Origin of the sequence: Actinobacillus porcinus (assembly GCF_901764995.1) — a bacterium.
Classification (GTDB): Bacteria; Pseudomonadota; Gammaproteobacteria; order Enterobacterales; family Pasteurellaceae; genus Exercitatus; species Exercitatus porcinus.
Genome location: NZ_CABFKI010000005.1, coordinates 43,896 through 67,319 on the forward strand (window position 1 = coordinate 43,896; position 23,424 = coordinate 67,319).

The following is a 23,424-nucleotide window of genomic DNA, read 5'->3' on the forward strand; positions in this document are numbered from 1 at the left end:
CCAAATGATTTCTCTCGAAAGCCAAGTTTTAGAACGCCATTTACATTTATTTCAAGATAAAACCATTTTATTTGCGGGCGGCATTAACGATGATTTTCCGCAACAAATTCGTCCAATGGCAAAAAATGTTGAGATCTGGTCTTGGTATTTTGATTATGCCAAAACGCAAAGTGCGGTGAATTTTTCGGTTGGTTTGGATAAAACCGCGGAGTTGATTGTGTATTATTGGACAAAAAACAAAGCGGAAGTCCAATTCCAATTAATGCAATTGCTTGCCAACGCAAAGGTTGGACAGGAAGTATTGATCATTGGCGAAAATCGTTGTGGTGTGCGTTCGGCAGAAAAATTGTTGGGCGAATTGGGGGAGGTGGGCAAAATTGATAGCGCGCGCCGTTGTGGCTTGTATCATTTTCAACTACAAAAAACACCGCACTTTCAATTAGATAAATATTGGACGCTTTATGAGAATCCGCTGTTGGATGACCTAAGAATTTATAGTTTACCGGGGGTATTTAGTGCCAATGAATTGGATAATGGTACGGCATTATTGCTCTCAACCATTGATACGCATATTCATGGCGATGTGTTGGATTTAGGCTGTGGTGCAGGGGTGATTGGCGCGTATTTGAAAAAGCAAAACCCGAAAGCCAATGTTATGATGACCGATATTCACGCCATGGCAATTGAATCGGCGAAGAAAACCTTAGCGGAAAACCAGTTAGATGGTAAGGTGCAGGCAAGTGACGTGTTTTCGCATATTCAAGACAAATTTGATCTCATTATTTCTAATCCACCGTTCCATGACGGCATTGATACCGCTTATCGAGCCGTGAACGAATTGATTAAACAGGCAAAATGGCATTTAAAAGACGGCGGCGAGCTACGCATTGTGGCAAATGCTTTCTTGCCTTATCCTGATTTACTTGACCAATATTTTGGTTCACATGATGTGCTGGCGAAGAATGGGAAATTTAAGGTTTATTCTGTCAGAGCGTAAAGCGAGTAGGGCGAATGGAAATTCGCCCTTGATGATAGCTTATTATTACAAATGCAATGATGCTTTTTTGATTGATCACTAAAACGTCTTCTCAAAACTCAAATAAACCCGATTTCGTTTATATGAATAAAGATCCACTAAATTTGAATTCACACGCTGATATTGATAGCTGATTTTCGGCGTAATTCCCCAAAAATGCAGGTTACGATGCCAAAGTGTAACGTTCAGACCTAACTCTCTATCTTGACGTACTTGATTAAAAATGCGGTGAGCTTGGTCAAATTCACGCTTTCCATAACTGAGCTGAATACGGCTGGAAATGCCGCCCCACCATTCTTGCCCCCAACCGATTCGCCCTGTATAGCGTTTTGAGGCTAAAGAACGCTCTAATGTCCGATCTCGCAGCACATCTACACCGCCATAGAGATAACTTTTCGCATTAAAGGCATAAAGTAGCGTGGCAGAACCAAATAATGTTGTGCTATCCGCCAGCTGATTTTCACCCCGATGTTTGAGCTTACCCATTTCCCCTGCGGTAGAAAGTTGCCATTGGGAGGTAAGCCAATGTTCGGCTTCAACTCGAACTCCATAGCCGTGATTGTAGCGATGATTACCATACCAACGCATTTCGTAATAAGGCAAAAAGGAAAGACGACTTTGGGCATTTTGATACTGGTAGCCAAGACTTGAACGGTTTTGTTGATCGTCAAATTGATGATTATCCCAATAGGATTTTCCGCTAAATTGGTTCTCAAAATGCAGATAGTGCGAACCGCTGACGTTCCAATTTTTAGCCAAATTGAGATGATAACTTAGCCCATTTGCCGATTGCGGTAGCGACTCTTCCGTTTTCTTAAACGGCACATTCCCCACCCGAACATAAGGCGAGCTTGAGGCATTATTGACATTGCTTTCGTGCAAATAATTCACACCAAAGTCGAATGTCCAATCCGAACGTTTTTGAATAGCGGCAATATATTGTTCCACTCCATTTGCAATTTGCGGTGGTAATCCGTCCGCTTGTAACTTACGAAATTGTGCAAGTGCGGCTTCATTTTGCCGATCTTCAAACAACATCTGCGCTAAACGAAAACGCACAGGCTGAAAATTAGGGTGTTTCGCAATAATGCCACGATAGAGATCGATTGCCGTTTTATACTCCCCCTGACTTGCCAAAATAATGCCGTTGGCATAATCGATCAGTATCAAATCGGGATTGGGTGTTTGTTGATAAATCCACACCAGTTCAGGCAATAAATGAAATTGTCGGCTATCAATCGCCCGATTTAACATTTGACGAGTCAGTTCAGGCTTACTAATAAGCTCTTTAGTTAAAGTGATTTCCTCACTATTTGCGGATTTTTCTGAAAAAATAACCGCTTGTTGTGGTAATGTAGGCTCGGCGGATTTGATTTCCAATTCGGGAGTAGCGTTTGCTACTAGGGGGATAAAAAGGGTAAGGGGGAGATATTTTTTCATAAGTTTAAGTGTAATTTGCTATGCCAAAATAGGCATTTATACAAGTTTTCATTAAAGATGAAGTAACAAATTACACTTAAAGCTAAAAATCAGAATAACTCTGAATGCGTGCCTGCACGGGAAAAGACGATTTGATTTAATTTTTCATCAATAACATAAATCAACAAAAAATCCCCACCAATATGACATTCTCTAAAACCGGCATAGTTACCCGTTAAAGGATGATCTAAATATTCGGAAGGTAATGGCTCATCATTTGCAATCAATAATAGCATTACTTTTTTCAGTGTATGCATATTATAACGCCCTGATTTATTCAGTCTTTCCCAGTCCTTACGAAAGGTTTTAGTATATTCGGCTGAACGAGGAAAAGCCGCACGTTTAGTGTGTTGAGTTTTCGAGTTCATCAAATAATGCTTCCGCAGATTTTAACGCACGTTTTTCATCTAAGATTTCTTGAGCTTCTTGCATTGCCTGTAATGTCACGGCATTTGGCACTTTTACGTCAAACGGTATTGCCTTTTCTTTTGCAACACGAGTAACCGCAATGCGTAAGAATTCAGACATCGTTAAGCCCATTGCTTTTAGTGCAGCGGTTGCTTCATCTTTAATGCCATTATCAATTCTAGCTCGGATATAAGTTTCACTCATTTAGAATTCTCCTTCTCATTTGTAGTCCTATTGTAGTCTTCTTTGAACAATAAGTACAATCTAAAGAATTAAACCCACACAAAAAACTTGTTAATGTGCGGGGTGAATTTATATCCTACGATTGATTATTGACGTTTGCCACCAAAAGATGTTAGTCCACCAAGGTTATTAACAGAACCTACCACTTCTTCAGCATTTGGGCCAGCAAAGAATCCAATATACTCACCCGTTCGGATTGCCCCGCTTTTTCTTGTCGTTTTAGCTACCCCACTAAATCCCATATATGGCATATTGATATATTGATTAGTGACTGGCGAACTAATAACACCTTGTTCTAACTGGATATCCGCACGCCCATTCTCACGCTCAGTAATAGCTCCTTCTACCGTATTTTGAGCAAAATCAGCAGTTAAAGAAAACTTAGCTTTAGTTACCGATCCACTACTATCCGTATCATTGTTATAATTGCGATCTAGTGCTAATCCAGTATAAGTTGCACGGATTCGATTTTGGATAGCCGATGATTTAGCAGCATCAGTTGGGATAAATACAAAATCATTTCCTGAATAGTATGTTTGAGAAGATACATCATCAGGAATAAATTGCTCGTAACTTGAATATGCTTGGTTAATAAAATATGCTTTTCCAACATTTATACCATCATCATTAACAACATCAATTTGTCTTACATCATCTGATTCTGGATATTTAGAAAGATCTATTTTTACTGAACTTCTACCAATCGTTGCTCGCTGTGAGGCAGTATCATATCCTCCTAAATAACGCCAAGTAGAATCCAAATAAAGTTGTTTTTCTTGTAATTTTGCTAATTCGGCTTTTGCTTTTTCTACATCTTGTTGAGCTTTCTCTTGTTCTGCTAAGGTTTCTGCTTTCGCAACTTCAAGCGCTTTATTTGCTGTGGCTAAGTCTTTTGCAGCTTGCTCCGCAGCCACTTGAGCTTTTGCTTGTTCCGCTAAGGTTTCAGCTTTCGCAGCTTCAACTGCTTTATTTGCTGCAGCTAAATCTTGTGCTGCTTTATCTGCTGCCGCTTGGGCTTTCGCTTGTTCCGTTAAGGTTTCTGCTTTCGCAGCTTCAAGTGCTTTATTTGCTGTGGCTAAGTCTTTTGCAGCTTGCTCCGCAGCCGCTTGAGCTTTTGCTTGTTCCGCTAAGGTTTCTGCTTTCGCAGCTTCAAGTGCTTTATTTGCTGTGGCTAAGTCTTTTGCAGCTTGCTCTGCAGCCTCTTGAGCTTTTGCTTGTTCAGTTAAGGTTTCTGCTTTCGCAGCTTCAAGCGCTTTATTTGCTGTGGCTAAGTCTTTTGCAGCTTGCTCCGCAGCCGCTTGAGCTTTTGCTTGTTCCGCTAAGGTTTCTGCTTTCGCAGCTTCAAGCGCTTTATTTGCTTCAGCTAAATCTTTCGCTGCTTTATCTGCTGCCGCTTGAGCTTTCGCTTTTTCAGTAGCATTCGCAGTTTCTATATTTTTTAACGCTTGCTGTGCTTTTACCAGTTCATCTTCAGCCTTAGCTTTAGCCGCTTCTACTGCTTTTACTTTTTCGGTTGCTTCATTTGCACTATTTTGTGCAGATTTAACCGCTTGTTGCTCTACTTCCACCTGTTTTTTCAAGGCTTCGATTTGTTTTGCTTGCTCTGGATTATTCGTTGGTGCAGATGAGCCACCGCCACCACCGCCTGAGCTACAAGCTGTTACACCTAGTGAAACTAAAATTGCCATTGCTGCTGTTTTAACTGACAAACGCATAGAAAGTCCTTATTTTAATGTGTTATTTAGGGAAAATATGTGTAAAATACGAGCTATTTTAAAAGTAGGATAAATCTTCTGCTAACAACAAATCGTGTGGCAAAGCTACTCAATTTGTGGGTGGACAAATCAATGGAGGGGAGTTTGTGAGTGTTAATGAGAAAATTCGTATGATGCGAGAAATGAATCAATGGTCACAAGAAGAAATGGCGGCAAAAATGAATATGTCAACGAATGGTTACGCTAAAATTGAACGTGGTGAAACCAAGCTTAATTTGCATAAACTTGAACAGATTGCCCAAATCCTTAATATTGACATATTAGAATTGATGCATAGTGAAGGAAAAGGGGTTCTGTTTTTAATGAATGAACATGCCAATAACACAAACTATTATGGGAATCCTGAAAACCTTACTGCTGAAATTGAAAAATTAAAGCTGACAATAGCGCACAAAGATGAAATGTTAATGCAGAAAAATGAGGAAATTGTGGCATTGAAAGAAATTATCGCTTTGTTAAAAACAAAAGCCGATGAATAATTAAATTTATGACAGGTTAAAATGCTTAATAGTAGTAATTCAACTATTGCGGCAAAAAGGAACGCTATATTACTTACATAGGGAATAGAGACTTTAGGGCGAATGGAAATTCGCCCTTTTGTATGTTTAAGGTAATTTGGAAAGCACACAATAACCTTTTTCCATGCCGATGATGTCATAATCGGTATCAGCACAAATAAAGGCAGATTGGCCTTGTGTGAGTTCAAGTGCGGTTGAATTAGTGCGAATTTCTAATTTACCTTCCATCACAAATAAAATCGTGGCATTTTTTGCTGTGGATTGGATATTGAAATTTGGCGCAAAATTCACGTTTTCTAAGGCAAAATCTTTCGCGGGTGTCCAGTAGTCATGGGAGCCGTTACCTTGCGGGGCGGCAGGGATGAGTTCTGGGATGACTTCGCGGCAATCTACAATTTTGAGTAATTCCGGAATATCCACGTGTTTTGGTGTTAAGCCACCGCGGATGACGTTGTCTGAACACGCCATTAATTCGATGTTTTGACCACGTAAATAGGCGTGTGGAATCCCTGCATCTTGGTAAATGCCTTGTCCTTGTGGGACGTGAACGATATTAAATAAATAGAAGCACATCAAACCCGCATCTAATTTATCTGCGGGGATTTGCATTGCATCACGGCAGTAAAGCACCCAATAATCAGGGTTTTCAGGCGAGAGATCTTCTTGTTTTCTTGACGCAAAAATAGGGTTTAACCAAGATTCGAGTTGAGCTTGATCCGCTTGCATAATGTTGGCATAGAAGCTGTGTAAATCTTGTTTTTCTAATTGATCCGCAAGCTCGGAGAAATGGGCTTTTTCGCGTAAGGTTGCCAAAATTTGAGCTTTAGGTTTGAAACCGTGTAATAACCAGAAATCAGATAACGCGATCATCATTTCAGGTTTATGGTTGTTGTCTTTATAAGTTCGTTTTGGATCTTTTAAATCAACACCACGCGCATTTTCAGCGGCAAAACCGAGTTCGGCTTCGGCTTTAGTTGGGTGAAGTTGAATAGAGAGTGGGGCTTTTACGTCAAGGATTTTGAGTAAATAAGGCAGCTCATTCCCAAACGTTTGACGGCTTTGTTCACCAAGTGCGGTTGGATTTTGCTTCAAAAATTCAATTAAAGACTGATTTGTGCCGTTGACTTCGATTTGTGATGGTGAAGAAACATGCGCACCCAGCCACCATTCTGCATATTGTGTGTTTGGTTCTTTATTAAAGTGAATTAAGTTAGGAAGATAATCTTCACCGCCCCAAACGTAATTTTGTAATGTTCCCGTTAGCTTATAAATTCCCGTCATTTTTTGTCCTATTTATGATGAAATATTTGGACTGGTATTGTATCAGAATTGGTGAGATTGCGCGGAAAAATCCCGTTAAGTGCGGTGAAATTTTGTTGTATTTTGACCAATAAAAAAGGGCATAATATTTTCATTATGCCCTTTGTATTGGATGATGATTAAATCGCCGCTACGCCCCAAATGGCTACAATAGTGTAAAGTACCGCTAATCCGTAAAAGATGAAGCCGCCTGCCGGAACATGCACTTTAATATCGTGCATACCGTGGTGAACACGGTGTAAGCCTGCCCACATTGGGAAAATAGTCAATGCTAAGATGACCAATTTACCAAACCAGTGATGGGCAAATGCGATAATACCTTCAGGGCTAATCATACCGAATGGTAATAATACGCCTAGGATTAGAATTAATACAGGGAACGCAAGACCGCTCACCATACCGCCGGCACTAAACATTAACCATACAGGTGGCTCGTTAGAGCGTTGTGGATTTTGATTGCTCATATTCTTTGCTCCCTAGATAAAGGCTAATACTAAGCCAAGGATTGAAACAACCACAAATAAACCTTGAAGCGATTTTTTGATCACATCAGCTTTAATTCCTGTGGTACCGGACATCACTTCACCCGTCATATTGAATAAGGTGAACGCATGTAACAATAATGCTGCAAGTGAAATTAAGTTTAAGATCACCACAATCGGATTTTGTAAGAATTCAACAAATCCTGTTTCAAAGGTGTTTGAACCTAACGCAAATACACCTTTAAGCAACACTAAGCAGAACCACACTGTTGGAAGTGCGGTAGCTTCGCGCAACATATAGAATTTGTAGAAATCCCAACTTTTCCACCAAGTCGGGGTGATTTCGCGTACGTATTTTTTACGTTTACTTGTTAATTCGCTCATAGTATTCCCCGCTTATGCTTTTGGTTTTAACATTGAGATTAAGTAGTCTTTCGCGCTTTCCAATTTACCTTGGTTAATCGCTGCCGCAGGGTTTACGTGTTTCGGACAAACTTCTGAACACGCGCCTACGAATGTACAAGACCACACACCGTTTTCACCATTGATAATTGGCATACGCTCTGCTTTACCATTATCACGGTTATCTAAGTTATAACGGTGAGCCATTGTTAATGCTGCAGGGCCTACGAATTCCGGGTTTAAACCGAATTGTGGGCAAGCTGCGTAACATAAACCACAGTTGATACACATTGAGAATTGGCGGTATTTTTCCAACTGTTTTGGTGTTTGTTTAGTACGGCTTTTCGCAAGTTCTGTATTTTCATGCGGTTTGCCGTCTAATTCAGGCATTTTGTTACCGATGATATACGGTTTAATGCTTTCTAAACTTTCAATGAAGTGACTTAAATCTACAACCAAATCGCGTTCGATTGGGAAGTTTGCCAAAGCTTCAATACGCATATGACCGCTATAGTCGCGTAAGAAAGTTTTACAGGCTAACTTAGGAATACCGTTCACCATCATACCGCACGAACCACAAATCGCCATACGGCAAGACCAGCGGTAAGATAGTTCAGGTTCTAAGCGGTCTTTAATATAACCTAACGCATCTAATAATGATGTTTGGTTATCGTAAGGCACTTGATAGGTTGTCAAATGCGGCTCTTTGTCAGTTTCAGGATTGTAACGCAAGATTTCTACGTTCATTACTTGATTCGTCATTGTTGCGTCTCCTTATGCCTTTTGTGCAGCTTCTTTTGCTGCTTTTTCTTGAGCTTCAGCTTCAGCACCGTAAACACGTTTCGCCGGTTGCGATTTCGTGATTTTCACTGGGCTGTAATCAATGCGTGGTGCATCGTCGCCGTTGTAGAACGCCAATGTGTGTTTTAAGTAGTTCACATCATCACGTTCTGTGTAGTCTAAGCGTTGGTGCGCACCGCGAGATTCTTTACGTGCAATCGCAGAGTTTGCGATAGATTGTGCTACGTCTAAGATGTAACCTAATTCAACGGTATAAAGCACGTTGGTGTTAAATACGCTTGAACGGTCTTGGATACGGATACGTTTATAACGCTCTTTCAATTCAGCGATTTTATTCACCGCAGTTTGCATGCTTGCTTCATCACGGTAAATACCACAACCTTCTTCCATTGCCGTACCCATTTCTTCGCGGATATCCGCCCAGTTTTCAGTACCTTCTTGGTTGTAAAGATCTTCTAAACGTTTCACCACATCTTTAGCTTGTGCGTCAACCGCACTTTGGTTCGCAGGTTGCGCTTCAACTGCGCGTTGTGCCGCGTATTCACCTGCAACACGACCTAAAACCACTAATTCTGCCAATGAGTTAGAACCTAAACGGTTTGCACCGTGAAGACCTGAAGATGCACATTCACCCACAGCAAATAAACCTTTGATGCGAGTTTCGCTGTTGAAGTCAATTTCGATACCACCCATGGTATAGTGAACAACAGGACGTACCGGAATTGGTTCTTTAACCGGGTCAACACCTTCATAAGCATTTGATAATTCACAAATAAACGGTAAACGTTCATGTAAGTAGTCTGCACCTAAATGACGTAGGTCTAAGTGAACCACATCAACGCCTTTTGCGGTTTTGAGTGTGTTACCTTTTTTCCATTCTTGCCAGAACGCTTGTGAAACTTTGTCACGTGGACCTAATTCCATATATTTGTTTTCCGGTTTACCGATTGGTGTTTCAGGGCCTAGACCATAGTCTTGTAAGTAACGGTAACCGTTTTTGTTCACCAAGATACCACCTTCACCACGACAACCTTCGGTCATTAAGATACCTGTATTTGGTAAGCCTGTTGGGTGATATTGAACGAATTCCATATCACGAAGTGGAACACCGTGACGATATGCCATTGAAAGGCCGTCACCTGTTACGATACCGCCGTTTGTGTTGAATTTGAATGCACGGCAACCACCACCTGTTGCGATAACAACCGCATTGGCGTTGATTTGCACTAATGTGCCTTCCATCATATTCATTGCCACTAAACCACGTGCGTGACCATCATCTACTAAGATGTCTAATACGAAGTGTTCATCGAAACGTTGAATTTGTGGGAATTGAATTGAGGTTTGGAAAAGAGTATGAAGCATGTGGAAGCCCGTTTTATCGGCAGCGAACCAAGTACGTTCAATTTTCATACCACCGAAACGGCGTACGTTAACATCACCGTCTGCTTTACGAGACCAAGGGCAACCCCAACGCTCTAATTGTGTCATTTCAACAGGGGAATGTTGTACGAAATATTCAACAACATCTTGTTCACATAACCAGTCACCACCGGCAACAGTGTCTTGGAAGTGTTTGTCATAGCTATCTTCATCTTTGATAACCGCTGCCGCACCACCTTCTGCTGCTACGGTATGGCTACGCATTGGATAAACTTTTGATACTAAAGCGATTTTTAGGTTTGGGTTAGCTTCCGCTGCCGCAATCGCTGCACGTAAACCGCCACCACCTGCACCCACAATCGCAATATCGACATTAACAGTTTGCACGATATTTTTCTCCAATCAATAATAGTAAAAAAGAAAATGATGATAAAATACGGCGTATTTCAACCGCGCTTCTCTATCACGCTACTATTTTCGCTATAAATCTTCTGAATTTCTACCCCTTTTTTATTATTTTGTTAATTAATTTCGCTTTTTGTGATCTAACGCAAAAAATGGATTTTCTTTGAATGAAAAATGATAATTTAAAAGTAAAGAGCGGGCAGATAAATTGATTAACCCACAGCGATTCACTAAAATAGCCATATTTTTATTAGCCGAGAATCATTATGTCAGAACAGCAATGGCAACCGTCAGCCAGTATTGATAACTTGTTAAAACGCGCCAAAATTATACGCGAAATACGCCAATTTTTTAGTGACCGCGGCGTGTTAGAGGTGGAAACCCCCGTACTCAGCGAATTTGGTGTTACCGATTTGCATTTGTCTACTTTTAGTACAGAATTTATTGCCCCACAAGGCGAACAATCTAAAACCCTTTGGTTGAATACTAGCCCGGAATATCATATGAAACGCTTGCTTGCCGCAGGCTCCGGGGCGATTTTCCAACTTTGCAAAGTTTTTCGTAATGAAGAAGCAGGGCGCCGTCATAACCCAGAATTCACTATGTTGGAATGGTATCGACCGCACTTTGATATGTATCGCTTAATTAACGAAGTGGATGATTTATTACAATCGATTTTAGATTGTCCTGCGGCGGAAAGTATGAGTTATCAGTTTGCTTTCCAAGAATATGTCGGCGTAGATCCGCTTTCTGTTGAGCGAGCTAAGTTAGTGGAAATCGCCAGAGCGCATCATTTTATGTGTGATGATGACGAAGAACGGGATACGTTACTGCAGTTTTTATTTAGTGAAATTGTAGAGCCTAAGATTGGGCAAGACCGTCCGGTTGCCATCTATCATTTCCCTGCAACACAAGCGGCATTGGCGCAAATTAGCTCAGAAGATCACCGCGTGGCGGAACGTTTTGAGTTTTATTACAAAGGCTTAGAGCTTGCCAATGGTTTCCATGAATTAACGGATGCCAAAGAGCAGTTACGCCGTTTTGAACAAGATAATTGTCAGCGCGAAAAATATGGTTTACCGCAACGCGCAATTGATTACCGCCTATTAGCAGCGTTACAAGCAGGTATGCCGAATACCTCCGGTGTGGCATTGGGGGTGGATCGTTTATTGATGATTGCCTTGGGGGCTGAGCGAATTGAAGACGTGATGTCATTTGGCATTAATAACGCCTAAAGTGCGGTCAAAAAAAGTGTTATTTATTACTTGCACAAAGCTGGAATGGCGGTTGGTGAGCTTGTCGAACCATAAGACATTCCAGCATGTACTGCACAAGATTTATGTTTTATTATTTTCCAATGACATCAATAATCAATACTTCAGATTGCGATCCTAATCGTAAAGGAATTCCCCAAAAGCCATAGCCTGAAGTGACAAAATAATGCCCATTGCCAAGTTGTTTATAACCATAGGCCAAATCATACATCAATATGGTAAATAAATTGGCAGGAAAAATTTGCCCCTTGTGCGTATGCCCTGACACCTGTAAATCAATAGGTAATTGGCTATGTTTCATCACATCAGTAGGGCGATGATCCATTAAAAAAATCGGCATCTTGGTATCCACCGTTTGAAGCAAGGTCTTGGTTTCAGGACGATTAACCGCCATTTCATCATTTCGTCCAATAAGGACAAATTGATGATTTACGACCACACTTTCATCTTCCAATAGCTGCAACCCAGCTTGACGAATTTCTTGCGCAACGCGGATTTTATCCCCAAAGAAATCATGATTGCCCAACGTGGCATATACCCCAAGCGGTGCTTTCAATTTTGCTAAATGGGGTTGCATTTTTTCCGCTAAATAGGCGTTGACATTATCGTCCATAATATCCCCCGGCAATAAGATCAAATCCACTTTTTCACGGTTAAAGATTGCCGCGAGTTCATCGATTTGCTTACCACCAAATAATGTCCCTAAATGGAAATCGCTTGCCACACCAATGCGCAACGCGGGCAAGGGTTTGTTAATTTGAATTTGATAATGTAATACATTAGGCGTATAGGCATTATAAATGCTTAAACCGAATAAACTTGCCAGCGCGATAGGGTAGAGCAGGCGCAAAGTACCGTTAAATAAAGTGCGGTCAAATTTTGTGACGTTTTGTCCCCTTTTACAACAGGTTAATAACGCCCATCCCCCTAACGCAATAAAGCTGTTATACAGCAAAAAAACAAGGATGAAGGCACTGACTCGAAATTGCGGATAAACGCGGAAAATGGTCAAAAAAATAACAGCGTTAGCACCAATAAAAAACAAGGATGACAACAAAGAAAGCGTTTTCTTACTTAGCACAGGCTGAAAAAGCCAACGCAAAGTGCGGTCAAAAATAAACAGAAATAATTGTAAAACAAGAGCAACGACAGCAAAAATAAGATAATAACGAAGTTCCATACTAATTGAGTAAAATGAAAAAAAACGGAGAGAGTGTAGGGGAGTTTATGGGGCGGTGCAAATGTTTTTTAGGCGATAACGCCGTCTTTTATTGAAAGATAAACCTATTTTATAACAATCCTATAAAAATTCTCCATTTTCACCAATCTGTTATACTTTTCCCCACAAAAATTGTATCTTCACGCTTTGTTGTTATTCCCCCACAATTTACCCCTATTTTTCTTATTTAGGGTATTTTTATGGATCTCGGTCTTACGGCGTTGATGCTGGCTCGTATTCAGTTTGCATTTACCGTTTCTTTTCACATTATTTTTCCTGCAACTTCTATCGGTTTGGCGTGCTTTTTGGCTTTTATCGAATGGCTTCCACACCTTTTCCCCGCAAACGTTTTTGGTTAAGCACATAACCTTGCACCAAAAATTGTTTCAACGTTTGGGTTGCCCATTGACGGAATTGTGTCGCTCGCTTAGAACTAATTCGATAAACGTGATTGTTTTTTATAGTAGTAGAATGGTGCGTTTGCTAACGCACCATTCAGCATATAAAACAACCGACCTTTATCCCCCAACCTGCACACTCGGAGCTACACCAAAATAACGTTTGTATTCTCGGCTAAACTGACTGGGGCTTTCGTAGCCCACTTGGTAGGCGGTTTCAGCAATCGCCATATTTTCTTGTAAAATCAATCGTTTCGCCTCCATTAGCCGCAGGGATTTTTGGTATTGTAGGGGCGATAGTGTGGTGATTTCTTTAAAGTGATGATGAAAGCCCGACAGCGACATTCCGCATAGTTCCGCCAGCGTTTCTATCCGCACCGTTTCACGAAAATACTGTTGCAAATACTGGGTCGCTTTGGCGATTTTTTGCGTATTTGAACCAAAACTCACCATCTGTTTCAATTTGTTTCCCTGCTCGCCTTTGAGTAATCGGTAATAGATTTCCTGTTGGATAAGCGGTGCAAGAAATGCTATATCACTTGGATTTTCGTGCAAGAGCAATAAACGTGCAAAGGCATTTTTCAATTCACTCTCTAAATGCCATTGCGTGAAAGCGGTAGGATTTATCTCGGATTTTGCAACTGGCAAAGTTTGTTCTAACAGTATTTTATTCACCGCTTGTAAATCAATTTTCATTGATAACACCACAAAAGGCTCTTCGGGGCTTGCCTTAGTAATCTTGCCACACATCGGAATATCCACAGGGCAGAACATAAAATGTTGCGGATCAAACAAAAAATGCTGCTCTCCCAACCGCACTTCACGCTCGCCGTTTATCACAATGCAAATACTCGGCTCTTGAATCACATTTTCATAGGAAAACGGCTGATCGCTATGATGAATAACCAGCCCTTTAATCGGAGAATGATAGGTTTGATTATGGGGAATAAGCTGTAACAAGCGTTTAAATTGACTATCTGAAAGCATAATAATTTGGAGAATTAGGCAAGATATTTGTAGAAATTATATATAGCTTGAAAGCGCAATTCAATATAATAGCCACATTCAAAAACAGAATAATGTACGAATAATATGAGGTTAAATATGAAAATCTTTTACAAAACATCAGCAACAGCAACCGGCGGACGTGACGGACGTACTCAAGTAGATGACGGCTCTATCGGCTTTGATTTAGTCGGCTTTCAAAACGAAAGTGGTAAAGTCGGCACTAATCCTGAACAACTTTTTGCAATGGGCTATGCCGCTTGCTTTGATAGTGCAATGAACCACGTTGCCCCAAGTTTAGGCTTAAAACCCACCAAATCAAGCACCACCGTTGGCGTAGGCATTGGACAAAAAGCAGATGGTGCATTTAGTTTGGATTTAGACATTACCATTACCGTTGAAGGCTTGAGTTTGGAAGAGGCGAAAACCTTAATCGAAAAAGCTCACGCCGTTTGCCCATACTCCAACGCAACACGCGGCAATGTTGATGTACGTTTGCACGTTAATGTGGTTCAGACTTTTGATTTGTAATGATGTTTTAGATTAAAAAGCAAGCGGTCATTTTCGCAAAATCTTTTGCAAAAACGACCGCACTTTTATTTCTTAGCCGTCAAATAAAAACTTTCATCTATCAATTCATAGAGCAATTTATCGTTTATTTCAGCTAAATTCAGGCTCAACCAATGCTCTTTATTCATATGATAAGCAGGGTAAATGCCGTTCATCATTCGCAAAGAACCGATTTCTTTAGGTTTGGCTTTCACATTAACCACCCAAATTTCTGCGTCATTTTCCAGCCCAAGTTTATGGGCAGGAATGTTCATCAATAGCGCAAACCATTTGCGATGATACGAATGACGAAACACCGCATAATCAGGGTATTTCGCCCAAGGATATTCAGGCTCAATGCCATAATGCTGTTGAATGTAAGATGAAAGTGTTAATGCGTTCATTGTTTTATCCGCTATTATGTTGTATTGGCACAAAAGTTAATTCTTAAGAAGTCGAGTAGAGTGGGCATCCTTGCCCACCCTTGTATCTACATTTTCACGAGATTATCTTGCCGGCTGTGCTTCTTCGATGATTGACGGTGATTTAGGTTTGTTATCCAATACATCCCACAGACTTTCAGCTTTTGTCGCAGACGGTGTTTCTGTTGATTGCGCCGGTTTGCTTGAATTCACTGCGGGGGATTCATTTATTGCATCAACAGGTTCACTACCTGCACAGAAGTTTTGGTTTTTATCAATCCAAACGGGAATATTACGTACAGGGCTTGCGCAGTTCCAACTGCCGTAGCTATTAATCCCAATCATTTTGATAGCTTGTGGTTTTTCAGGTTTAAAGGCTTTTATGTTAGCGCGAGCAAGGTAGTTTTTATATAAGTGTAGCGCGCCACTTGCCCCGGTCAGTTTTGTGTCACCATTATCATCCCGCCCCACCCAAACGGTTGTTACGTGTTCGCCATCAACGCCCACAAACCAAGTATCACGAGCGTCATTGGTTGTGCCTGTTTTGCCGGCTAAATGTAGATCCGCATAGTCGTTCATTAGACTACGTCCCGTACCACGTTCCACCACTTGTTGCATGGCATAAAGGGTTTGGTACGCGGCTTCTGCGGGTACAACTTGTTCAGGTTGCGTATTATGTTGATACAACACCTTCCCTTGGCGAGTGGCGATCGTATCAATTGTAGTGAGCTGAATTTTTCCCCCATTATTGGCAATGGTTTGATAGAGCTTCGTTACATCATAAGGCGAAATAGAATAAGAGCCCAATAAGGTTGCCGGCACATGTGGGATTTTCACTTTATCCCAACCCATGGCTTTTTGGGTGGCAATCACTTCTTTCAAGCCCACTTTCATCCCAATATTGACTGTCGGAATATTAAGCGAACGCGCTAAGGCATCCACTAACATAACCGAACCGCCATAATGGCGATCATAGTTGCGTGGTTGCCACGGTGGGCTGCCTTTTACCGTAATGGTAATCGGTTGGTTATTAATCGGCGTATTTAAACGGAACTTATCAGGGTGTGAAAGTGCGGTTAAATAAACCGATGGTTTGACCAATGAACCAATTTGACGTTGTGCCATGGTAGCACGGTTAAAACCCGCGTAGTTGATTTGAGTTCCCCCCACAATGGCGCGGATTTCCCCATGTTTGTAATCAGCGATTACCATCGCCGATTGCAAGGCAGGGTTTTTCGTTTGAAGCTGTAATTCTGCGGTGCCATTTAAGACCGCTTGCTCTGCATAACGTTGTTGGTTTGGATCAAGGGTTGTAAAAATTCGCGCGCCTAATAATTGATTATCGCGCTGTTCCCCTAAGTTTTCACGCAATTCACTTTGTAATGTCTGAATAAATGCAGGGTAGTTGCGAGCAATATTTCCTTTGGTTTGAACGCCAAGGGGACGTTTGCTTAGGGTTTGATAAAGTTCTTCATCAATCATTTTATGCTCAACCATTAAACGCAAGACCACATTACGGCGTTCAAGGGCGAGAGCAGGATTGCGCCAAGGGTTGTAAAGGGATGGGCCTTTTACCATACCCACCAATAAGGCAATTTGATCAAGACTGATTTCGCGCACAGAATGGCCAAAATAAAAATGGCTGGCGAGTTCAAAGCCATGAATCTGCGAATCCCCATTTTGACCAAGATAAATCTCATTGAGATAGGTTTCTAAAATGGTGTTTTTTTCATAACGAAAATCCAACATGATTGCCATAAAGGCTTCGTTGATTTTTCGTGTTAAAGAGCGTTCGTTACTTAAAAACAGGTTTTTAACGAGCTGTTGTGTCAGTGTACTTCCACCTTGCACTGTATGTCCGGCACGGAAATTGGTGTACATGGCTCGCGCAATACCTAATGGGCTAATGCCACCATGTTCATAAAAACGGCGATCTTCCGTTAAAATTAAGGCATCAATCAATAAACGAGGGTATTGTTGCAACGGGATCGCTAAACGTTCTTCTTTATCTTCATCAGATTGCAACATGGCAATGAGTTTTGGTGCGAGACGAAATTCAGGTATGGTTTTGACTGTAACCAAATCTTCAATCGTGGCTAATTTACCTTGAGCAAAACGCAGGCGTAACACTCGTTGTGGTTCCGCGCCTGTTGGAAATGGAAATGAACGGCGTAATAAAACAATGGTGCCATCTTCAATTTTGAAATCACCGGGGGCGGCGATTAGGGTCGTTTGACGGTAGTCATTATCCAGTAAAATTTGCTTGATCTGTTCCAGTGACAGCTTATCTTCAACGCGGATGCTTTCAATGCGGCTATAAACTTCCGCCGGTAATCGCCAAATTTGCCCATCCATTTTGGCACGAATTTGTCCGTCTAAATAAATGCCGTAAAAGGTCGCTAACGCAGCTGCGGTTAAGGCAAATTTTGCTGCAGTACCTTTCCAGGTTTTATACCATGGTTTTGTCAGGTGAGTATGATCTTTATTTGCTTGTGCTGACATGGTTGCTCATATTCCTAAAAAAATAACCGCACTTTAGCGGCTATGAGTAAAATCCTGATAGGCGAGAAGAAAATGCTCAAAGTCTTCTAAGCCGCAAAATGCAATGCTTTCTTCATCGTAATAGTGAAAATCCGGTTCGAGTTCATCACTAACGGTAAAGGCTAAATTATTCGCTCTGACCATGACTTCATCCGCATTAATAAACAAGCTATATTCTTTGCCAATTAATGTCATTTCTTGTTCACAAAGACGTTTTTTTGCTTGTTGAATAGCATTAAGTGCGGTGGAAATTAACTGAGAATTATGGGGTAATTCTGTATTAAACCAATTTGCCACGGCAATATGTTCCATTGAACATTTTGCCATCACATTGCCCTGAAAGTGTGTAAATTGGAAATCCATAGCCTGAAAATTAGATACTAAATGATGAACCGCAACCACAAGTGCTGGAAGCATTTGGGTTTTGTACCACAAAACGCGAACCTTCTAAACCTTCTGTGTAATCTACCGTTGCGCCAATTAAATATTGCAAACTCATTGGATCAACTACTAAATTCACGCCTGCGTTTTCTACGGTTAAGTCCCCATCGTTGACTTTTTCATCAAAAGTAAAACCGTATTGGAAACCGCTACAGCCACCGCCGGTAATATAGACGCGTAATTTTAAATTGGCGTTTTCTTCTTCTGTAATTAATGCTTTCACTTTGTTTGCGGCGGCATCAGTAAAATTAAGGGGAACTGAAATATCTGTCATAATGTGCTTTCCTATAAAATCTGTCATAAATAGCGGTTTATTATCCAATAACCCACAAGAACGTTCAAGGATATTTTCGCCTATCCTGCTTATATGATATGATACGCGGACATTTTTAAGGAGAGTTTATGAGTATTCCATTAAGAAACGAAGAAGAAATTGTAAAATTACGCGAAGCCTGCCGATTAGCACAAGATGTATTGGTGATGATTGAACCCTATGTGAAAGCAGGGGTGAGCACAGGCGAACTCGATCGTATTTGTCATGATTATATGGTGAATGTGCAAGGCACCATTCCTGCTCCATTGAATTATCACGGTTTTCCAAAAGCTACGTGTATTTCAATCAACGAAGTGGTGTGTCACGGCATTCCAAGCGATGACCGTATTTTAAAAGACGGCGATATTCTCAATATTGATGTGACGGTGATTAAAGACGGTTATTACGGCGATAACTCAAAAATGTATATTGTCGGCGAGCCACCTATTCGCAGCAAAAAACTCGTGGAAGCAGCACAAGAAGCCCTTTATGTGGGATTACGTGCCGTGAAGCCCGGTGTGCGTTTAAATGAAATTGGTAAGGCCGTGCAAAAATACACGGAAAGTCAAGGGTTTAGCGTGGTACGCGAATATTGCGGACATGGTATCGGTACCGAATTCCATTGCGAACCCCAAGTGTTGCATTATTACGCCGATGATGGTGGTGTGATTTTGCAAAAAGGTATGGTCTTTACCATTGAGCCAATGATTAACGCAGGCAAAAAAGAAACCCGTTTAATGGGCGATGGTTGGACGGTGAAAACCAAAGATCGTAGCCACAGCGCACAATATGAACATCAAATCGTGGTGACTGACAACGGTTGTGAAGTGATGACCATTCGCGAAGAAGAAGAAAAAGCCGGCCGTATTTCGCGTGTTATGGTGAATGTGTAACCGAGAATTTATTGCTCAGGGTTAGCCGTTTGGTGAGCCTGTCGAACCACGGCTGATTAGCCCGCCAATATATCTGCATGAGGTAAAAATGATAGGGTGGATGTATATTCTAAAATGTGCGGACGGTAGTTATTATACAGGAAGTACGAGAGATCTTGAGGGACGGATATATGAACACCAAAATGGTTTAGGTGCGAATTATACTCGAAAGCGTTTACCTGTAGAATTAGTCTATTGTGAAGATTTTGAGACGATTGAGCAAGCCTATCACAGAGAAAAACAGATACAGGGTTGGACTAAGGCAAAGAAAGAAGCATTGATTTCTGAAAATTTTGATCGTTTAGTTGAACTAGCTAAACCGAGCATAGTGGCTAATGGTTCGACAAGCTCACCAAGCGCCACTTTTTTGAATTCGAATAGCTTATTAGCTAAACCGAGCGCAGTGGCTAATGGTTCGACAAGCTCACCAAACGCCACTTTTTCCCATTCTAATATGTTATTGACACCACAAAATATCAAATTCCAAAAAGACACGCTCAAACAAACTGAGTTAGCCCATTTTCTGCAAGCGGATGTAAATCAGTTAATTTCTGACCGCACTTTATTCTGTGACAATTTGCTGAAACAGCTTTGGGCGCAGTTTGAATTGGATAATTCAGATTTAGCGTTAATTGCCGTGGGCGGATATGGGCGTAAGGAAATGTTTCCGATGTCGGATCTTGATTTTCTGATTTTGAGCGAAGAGAGAAATTCCCCTGAAATTGAGCAAAAAGTGAGTGCGTTTATCCAGTTTTTGTGGGATTGTGGCTTTGATGTGGGGGCATCAGTGCGGACATTGGCGGAATGCGACAGTGAAGGGCGGCAGGATATTACTATTGCCACGAATTTGCTTGAAAGCCGTTTGTTAATCGGTAACGCAAAATTATTTGAAAAATTGACCGCACTTTTATGGCAGCCTGATTTTTGGGATCGTGAAACTTTTTTTAACGCCAAAATTCAAGAAAAAAATGCGCGTTATGAACGCTATCATAATACGAGTTATAACCTTGAACCCGATATTAAATATAGCCCGGGCGGTTTACGGGATTTGCATCTTATTTATTGGATCGCTTTACGCCACACCAATGCCTTAACCTTGGAAGAAATTTTGCAATCGGGGTTTATTTATCCTGAAGAATATGAGCGTTTGCAGCAAAGCCAGCAATTTTTATTTAAAGTGCGGTTTGCTTTGCATTTAATTTTGAAGCGTTACGACAATCGCCTGTTATTTGACCGTCAAATTAAAGTGGCGGAATTACTTGGTTTTCACGGAGATAAAAATCAAGGCGTGGAAAAAATGATGAAACAATTTTTCCAGGCGTTACAACAAATTTCCAGTTTAAGCGATATTCTCACCAAACATTATCGCGAACATTTTCTCACCCCGATAAAAGCCACTGATATTATCCCCTTGGATGCGCATTTTGGTTTGCTAAACCATGAAATCGTGCTTTTAAATGAGCATATTTTTATGGAGCAACCCGATACCATTTTGGATTTATTTGCCCATTATACTCAACAAGCGCAAGCGGAAATTCATTCGGCAACCTTGCGCAAATTATATTCTGCATTAAGCCAAATTAGTGAGCCATTAAGTTCATTTCCTTTAGCACGAGAGAAATTTTTACGTTTATTTAATCAACGAAATGCCATTGCGCGCGCTATTTCGCCTATGCACAAATATGGCGTGCTCACCGCTTATTTACCCCAATGGAAAGCGATTGAAGGCTTAATGCAATTTGATCTTTTTCACCAATATACGGTAGATGAACATACGATTCGTGTGTTGCAAAAATTGGAAAGCTTTTTAGACGAAAGCCAGCGAGAACAGCATCCTTTGTGCTCGGTCATTTTCTCTCGCAATTCTGACCGCACTTTACTTTATATTGCCGCGTTATTTCATGATATTGCGAAAGGGCGCGGTGGCGACCATGCTCAATTGGGGGCGGTGGATGTGGCAGAATTTGCCCGTTTGCATGGGTTTGATAATCGTGAAATAGCGACCTTGGTTTGGCTTGTGGAAGAGCATTTATTAATGTCCGTGACAGCTCAGCGGCGCGATATTCATGATCCCGAAGTGGTGATGCATTTTGCGGAACAAGTGCAGAATAAAGTGCGGTTAGATTTGCTGATTTGTTTAACGGTGGCAGATATTTGCGCCACCAATAGCACCCTGTGGAATAACTGGAAGCGATCGTTATTTGCCGGCCTTTATGAATATACGCGTCAACAATTTAATCAAGGGATGGATTCTCTCTTAGATACTGCGGAACAAGTGGAAGAAAACAAAAAACGCGCGTTGGATTTGTTGCAATCTCAAGGTGTTATGGACGATGTCATGCCGCTATGGATGCGTTGTTCCGATGATTATTTTTTACGTAACACGCCGAAACAGCTCGCTTGGCATGCGACCTTGTTGGCAGATTTTTCCGAGGATATTTTAGTTAAAATCAGTAATCGCTTTTCTCAAGGCGGGACAGATATGTTCCTGTATTGTCAGGATCAAGTGCAACTATTCCATAAAGTCGCCGGCACCGTTGCAGCGAAGAAATTGAGTATTCATAGCGCGCAAATTAGTACCAGTTTAGATGGCTACGTATTGGATACTTTTGTTGTGACAGAATTGAATGGGGTTGCTTTAAAAAATCATCGGCGCCGTGAATTAGAACAAGCGGTGACAGATACCTTACGCACAGGAAAAACGCCGAAGGTGAGTCTGTTAGGCAATCAAAAACTGCAACATTTTAGCGTAAAAACGGAAGTGCGTTTTTTGGATAACAATAGACGGGATCGCACAGAAATGGAATTATTTGCTTTAGATAAAGTCGGGTTGTTGGCTGAAGTCAGCCAAATTTTCGCGGAATTAGAACTGAATTTGTTGAATGCCAAAATCAGCACCATTGGCGAAAAAGCGGAAGACTTTTTTATGTTAACCAATAAAAACGGCATGGCATTAACGGAAAGTGAAAAACAAGCATTAAAAGCGCGGTTAAGTTGTTTGTAGTTTACCTATACTGTATCAAGGTTTAAGTCTGTTGCCTTTCTCACAAAAAAATTAAAGGGGAGTTAGTTAAAATAGGGCAAAATCAGTAGATTTTCCCCTTAGTTTAGTGTAAGTTTTAACCAAAACAATAGAAATTTAGATCTTTTAGCCTTTTTTTCAAAAAAAAGATCATTTTCAGATCTTTTTCTGCTGAAAATAAATTTTAGTGAAAATAGGCTCTCTCAAATCAATTCTAAGCAACTTTTTAGGGGTGAGCCTTATCTTCCCCTTAGTTTAGTCAAAAATGGCTTAAAATTGATTTTAGGGGCATTTTAGAAGATTTTGAGATTTTTGCTTTAATTTTGCTCTTTTTTTGAGTAAAATCAATCTCATAACTTGATGGTTTGATAGAATTTAGCCTTTAACCCCTTAAAGCTTTTACTTTAATCTTTTAGTCTTTTAACCTTTGGAGATTTTTTATGAAAAAATTATTAATTGCTTTGTTTTCAACAATACTTCTTTGCTCTTGTAGTACAAGCAGTGCTAAATCAAAAGCAGAAACAGAAGCAAACACTGAAAAAATTGTTCAAACAGTTTATGTGTTAACATTTAAAGGTAAGGACTATTATCCAGAAAAAGCCAAAACATTACCAGATAAACAAAATCGTTTATTAGAAAAAATTGTAGCTGCTAAAAAATATGATAATGCCATTGCCAAACAATTTAAAGATAATTCAAAACTTGTCCCTTTTAATGACTTGTTTGAAGAACATCACAAAGTTTTTAAAAATAATGATGTTTATTTACATGACATTTTGGAAAATAGAAACTATAATGCCAAAATTTTAGATGCATATTTAGACTATTATCAAAATATGTTAAATAACTTTAAGCAAAATCGTGATCTTTTTGCTCAAAGAAGTCAAGATAAGAATATGTTAAAAAAGATTGATAAATTATTTAACCAATTAAATGTACAACAAAAGGATCAATCCAGATTCTTTAATCAATTACAAAATTTAAGAGGGTTATAAAAATAAAAGAGAGATTTTTTAATCTCTCTTTTTCTTTTTTAAAAGTTGATAACAGCAACTA

General features: G+C 40.5%; 23 protein-coding genes and 1 pseudogene. 8 read left to right on the forward strand and 16 right to left on the reverse strand.

Annotated elements, in window-relative coordinates; all coding sequences use genetic code 11:
• Positions 1–4: 4 nt before the first annotated feature.
• On the forward strand, positions 5–997 hold the full coding sequence (gene rsmC, locus E7T07_RS04765; RefSeq protein ID WP_135709770.1) for a 16S rRNA (guanine(1207)-N(2))-methyltransferase RsmC: 993 nt from the start codon (positions 5–7) through the stop codon (positions 995–997).
• 78 nt (positions 998–1,075) lie between these two features.
• Here rsmC and E7T07_RS04770 read toward each other — a convergent pair whose 3' ends face one another.
• From E7T07_RS04770 to E7T07_RS04785, 4 genes are all read right to left on the reverse strand, one after another.
• Positions 1,076–2,476, reverse strand: coding sequence for a surface lipoprotein assembly modifier (locus E7T07_RS04770; protein ID WP_135709771.1), 1,401 nt, complete (start codon positions 2,474–2,476; stop codon positions 1,076–1,078).
• 89 nt (positions 2,477–2,565) lie between these two features.
• Positions 2,566–2,883, reverse strand: coding sequence for a type II toxin-antitoxin system YafQ family toxin (locus tag E7T07_RS04775; RefSeq protein WP_135709772.1), 318 nt, complete (start codon positions 2,881–2,883; stop codon positions 2,566–2,568).
• Complete coding sequence (locus tag E7T07_RS04780; RefSeq protein WP_135709773.1) at positions 2,858–3,127, reverse strand: type II toxin-antitoxin system RelB/DinJ family antitoxin; 270 nt, start codon at positions 3,125–3,127, stop codon at positions 2,858–2,860. The genes E7T07_RS04775 and E7T07_RS04780 overlap by 26 nt, the downstream gene beginning before the upstream one ends.
• 125 nt (positions 3,128–3,252) lie before the next feature.
• On the reverse strand, positions 3,253–4,881 hold the full coding sequence (locus tag E7T07_RS04785; RefSeq protein ID WP_135709774.1) for a factor H binding protein domain-containing protein: 1,629 nt from the start codon (positions 4,879–4,881) through the stop codon (positions 3,253–3,255).
• A gap of 146 nt (positions 4,882–5,027) precedes the next feature.
• Between E7T07_RS04785 and E7T07_RS04790 the strand changes: the two genes are divergently transcribed.
• Entirely contained in the window at positions 5,028–5,420 is a 393-nt protein-coding gene (locus E7T07_RS04790) for a helix-turn-helix domain-containing protein (protein WP_135709885.1), read from the forward strand.
• Between the two features lie 126 nt (positions 5,421–5,546).
• Here the strand turns inward: E7T07_RS04790 and manA are convergent, their stop codons facing one another.
• The 5 genes from manA to frdA all read right to left on the reverse strand — a co-directional run bounded on the left by manA (position 5,547) and on the right by frdA (position 10,234).
• A complete protein-coding gene (manA, locus tag E7T07_RS04795) occupies positions 5,547–6,740 on the reverse strand; it encodes a mannose-6-phosphate isomerase, class I (RefSeq protein ID WP_135709775.1) in 1,194 nt (397 codons plus the stop codon).
• 158 nt (positions 6,741–6,898) lie between these two features.
• Entirely contained in the window at positions 6,899–7,243 is a 345-nt protein-coding gene (gene frdD / locus E7T07_RS04800; RefSeq protein ID WP_135709776.1) for a fumarate reductase subunit FrdD, read from the reverse strand.
• 12 nt (positions 7,244–7,255) lie between these two features.
• A complete protein-coding gene (gene frdC, locus E7T07_RS04805) occupies positions 7,256–7,645 on the reverse strand; it encodes a fumarate reductase subunit FrdC (protein ID WP_135709777.1) in 390 nt (129 codons plus the stop codon).
• 12 nt (positions 7,646–7,657) lie between these two features.
• The gene (locus tag E7T07_RS04810) at positions 7,658–8,425 is read right to left on the reverse strand and encodes a succinate dehydrogenase/fumarate reductase iron-sulfur subunit (protein WP_135709778.1); all 768 of its coding nucleotides are present in this window, start codon (positions 8,423–8,425) and stop codon (positions 7,658–7,660) included.
• Positions 8,426–8,437: 12 nt separating this feature from the next.
• Entirely contained in the window at positions 8,438–10,234 is a 1,797-nt protein-coding gene (gene frdA / locus E7T07_RS04815) for a fumarate reductase (quinol) flavoprotein subunit (protein ID WP_135709779.1), read from the reverse strand.
• Positions 10,235–10,518: 284 nt separating this feature from the next.
• Here frdA and epmA point away from each other — a divergent pair, with 284 nt between their 5' ends.
• Positions 10,519–11,487 (forward strand): elongation factor P--(R)-beta-lysine ligase, encoded by a 969-nt coding sequence (gene epmA / locus E7T07_RS04820; protein WP_180338714.1) that lies wholly within the window; start codon positions 10,519–10,521, stop codon positions 11,485–11,487.
• 112 nt (positions 11,488–11,599) lie between these two features.
• On the opposite strand, the gene E7T07_RS04825 is transcribed toward epmA, so the two are convergent.
• Entirely contained in the window at positions 11,600–12,706 is a 1,107-nt protein-coding gene (locus tag E7T07_RS04825; protein ID WP_135709781.1) for a metallophosphoesterase, read from the reverse strand.
• 263 nt (positions 12,707–12,969) lie between these two features.
• Here E7T07_RS04825 and E7T07_RS04830 point away from each other — a divergent pair, with 263 nt between their 5' ends.
• Positions 12,970–13,104, forward strand: coding sequence for a cytochrome ubiquinol oxidase subunit I (locus E7T07_RS04830; RefSeq protein ID WP_246046148.1), 135 nt, complete (start codon positions 12,970–12,972; stop codon positions 13,102–13,104).
• Here E7T07_RS04830 and rhuM read toward each other — a convergent pair.
• Together rhuM and E7T07_RS04840 are read right to left on the reverse strand one after the other, a co-directional pair.
• Positions 13,070–13,189, reverse strand: a pseudogene (gene rhuM, locus E7T07_RS04835) (RhuM family protein); the annotation flags it as partial. The gene E7T07_RS04830 and the pseudogene rhuM sit on opposite strands and share 35 nt — an antisense overlap.
• Before the next feature lie 74 nt (positions 13,190–13,263).
• The gene (locus tag E7T07_RS04840; protein WP_135709782.1) at positions 13,264–14,130 is read right to left on the reverse strand and encodes an AraC family transcriptional regulator; all 867 of its coding nucleotides are present in this window, start codon (positions 14,128–14,130) and stop codon (positions 13,264–13,266) included.
• A 117-nt stretch (positions 14,131–14,247) separates the two neighbouring features.
• Between E7T07_RS04840 and E7T07_RS04845 the strand changes: the two genes are divergently transcribed.
• On the forward strand, positions 14,248–14,679 hold the full coding sequence (locus E7T07_RS04845) for an organic hydroperoxide resistance protein (protein ID WP_135709783.1): 432 nt from the start codon (positions 14,248–14,250) through the stop codon (positions 14,677–14,679).
• Positions 14,680–14,744: 65 nt separating this feature from the next.
• On the opposite strand, the gene E7T07_RS04850 is transcribed toward E7T07_RS04845, so the two are convergent.
• From E7T07_RS04850 to erpA, 4 genes are all read right to left on the reverse strand, one after another.
• Positions 14,745–15,101, reverse strand: coding sequence for an MmcQ/YjbR family DNA-binding protein (locus E7T07_RS04850; RefSeq protein ID WP_135709784.1), 357 nt, complete (start codon positions 15,099–15,101; stop codon positions 14,745–14,747).
• Between the two features lie 102 nt (positions 15,102–15,203).
• A complete protein-coding gene (gene mrcB / locus E7T07_RS04855; RefSeq protein WP_135709785.1) occupies positions 15,204–17,621 on the reverse strand; it encodes a penicillin-binding protein 1B in 2,418 nt (805 codons plus the stop codon).
• Between the two features lie 33 nt (positions 17,622–17,654).
• Positions 17,655–18,023 (reverse strand): YacL family protein, encoded by a 369-nt coding sequence (locus E7T07_RS04860; protein WP_135709886.1) that lies wholly within the window; start codon positions 18,021–18,023, stop codon positions 17,655–17,657.
• Between the two features lie 10 nt (positions 18,024–18,033).
• Complete coding sequence (erpA, locus tag E7T07_RS04865; protein ID WP_135709786.1) at positions 18,034–18,375, reverse strand: iron-sulfur cluster insertion protein ErpA; 342 nt, start codon at positions 18,373–18,375, stop codon at positions 18,034–18,036.
• Between the two features lie 128 nt (positions 18,376–18,503).
• Here erpA and map point away from each other — a divergent pair, with 128 nt between their 5' ends.
• The 3 genes from map (at position 18,504) to E7T07_RS04880 (ending at position 23,363) form a co-directional block, all read left to right on the forward strand.
• On the forward strand, positions 18,504–19,307 hold the full coding sequence (map, locus tag E7T07_RS04870; RefSeq protein ID WP_135709787.1) for a type I methionyl aminopeptidase: 804 nt from the start codon (positions 18,504–18,506) through the stop codon (positions 19,305–19,307).
• Between the two features lie 100 nt (positions 19,308–19,407).
• Positions 19,408–22,350, forward strand: coding sequence for a bifunctional uridylyltransferase/uridylyl-removing protein GlnD (glnD, locus tag E7T07_RS04875; protein WP_180338715.1), 2,943 nt, complete (start codon positions 19,408–19,410; stop codon positions 22,348–22,350).
• A 458-nt stretch (positions 22,351–22,808) separates the two neighbouring features.
• Positions 22,809–23,363, forward strand: a complete 555-nt coding sequence (locus E7T07_RS04880) for a hypothetical protein (RefSeq protein WP_005819935.1) — start codon at positions 22,809–22,811, stop codon at positions 23,361–23,363.
• Positions 23,364–23,424 lie beyond the last annotated feature (61 nt).